Raw genomic sequence first — 1,485 nt, forward strand, 5'->3', positions numbered from 1 at the left:
AAGTGGAACGATAGAGAGTTTAGTTGACCTCCACGGGGAGTAGCTAGATGAAAAAACGAGAGACTTTGCTGGAGAAGTTTTGTTGCTTTTTAGTTTTGCAGCAAAATAGGACACAATGGAATTGTGATCGGCGTTTGCGTCGTAACATGGAAAGCTATGGCCCAATCGATCCTAATGTCGAGTCCGAGGAGTATTTGGCCCTATTCTTTCAGCAACAGTATCAGAATCCCGGTTCCCAAAATCATCTTTTTCGTGGGCATTTATACGCTTATTTGCAGGAACCTTGCTACTGGGCTGCTGCCGAAATCTATCAAAAATATCAAGCTAAACTAGATTATCAGATCGAAGACTACTTTAACGAAGGAATTCTTGGTTTTGAGGCTATCTTAGCTGACTTTAAGCCTTTATTCTCCACTCGCTTCGATAATTTTGCCAATCAGAGGATTAAATATCGCTTAATCGATCGCATCCGTCAGATTAGTCAAGCATTCGGCCATAATACTTGGAGCCTACTACTTAATTCTACCGGAGCGCGTCTCAGCCAAGCTCTCCAGGCGAGGGGATTAGTGGGAGAAACTCTCGAAAATTACCTTTTAGCTTGGGATTACTATAAAGAAATTTATGCCCAGGCAAAAATAAAAACCGATGGTAAAATTCAGGAACCTAGTCCAGAAATCTGGCAAAAAATCGCCGCTGCTTATAACTCGGATAGCCACTCTACCATCAAAATCAATTCTGCGACAATTACCCGATGGTTAAAGGATGCGGGACAAGCTATTTCTGATTATTTATTTCCCCAAGGAAAAACAATTTCCTTACAGCAACCTTTAGGGGGTGAGGAAAGTAGCACGAGGGAAGAAATGATCGAAGATACTCTCCATAATAACCCTTGGCAGCAATTAGAAGCGGCGGAAAATTTTCGCGAGTCGCAACAAAACCACCAAAAAATTCTAGCTTGGTTACGCGCAGAAATTCAACAGATTTGTCAGCAGCCGCAACAGGCAAAACTGCATCCGCAAATTCAGTTAATTCTAGAGATGACTTATGGTTCAGGGTTGGGACAAGTGGCAATTGCCGCTAAGATTACAGAAATTACCACGGTAGTTATCAAACAATATCAGGTTTCTAGGGAACTGGATAAAGTTTATCGTCACCTCGCTAAAAAGTTTTTACCCTGGGCCAGCGAAAACCTGCATATTCCTTCCCAGTCCCACGATAGAGAAGTTATTAGTAAGGCAATAGAACCATGGCTAACATACTACTATCAAACCAGCGCAACAACTCAGGAGGATTAATTATGGTTAATGATTGGTTAGAACTAACTCCTGATAGCATTTGGCTAGAAATACCCGCAGATATTCAAGAGATAAGTTGGGCAAAAAGTGCCAGTTTTACTGATGCCAGTATTCGTCAGAGATTTTATATTAATTATCTCTGTCAACAAGTTATTTTTAACTATCTACAGTCAGGGATGCCTGGGGTTAG

At 41.3% G+C, this 1,485-nt stretch carries 1 protein-coding gene and 1 pseudogene; both read left to right on the top strand.

Features of this window, described 5'->3' with window-relative positions:
- Positions 1-47: 47 nt before the first annotated feature.
- A complete protein-coding gene (locus tag PX484_RS20235; protein ID WP_288105285.1) occupies positions 48-1,295 on the top strand; it encodes a sigma-70 family RNA polymerase sigma factor in 1,248 nt (415 codons plus the stop codon).
- 2 nt (positions 1,296-1,297) lie between these two features.
- Positions 1,298-1,485: pseudogene (locus PX484_RS20240) on the top strand (DUF1822 family protein); the annotation flags it as partial.

The sequence above is a fragment of the Microcystis sp. M49636_WE2 genome (assembly GCF_030065375.1).
Classification (GTDB): domain Bacteria; phylum Cyanobacteriota; class Cyanobacteriia; order Cyanobacteriales; family Microcystaceae; genus Microcystis; species Microcystis aeruginosa_C.

What these genes read in the sequence shown, in the direction of transcription:
- PX484_RS20235 (WP_288105285.1), top strand. Translation starts at nt 48, where the DNA reads ATGAAAAAACGAGAGACTTTGCTGGAGAAGTTTTGTTGCTTTTTAGTT.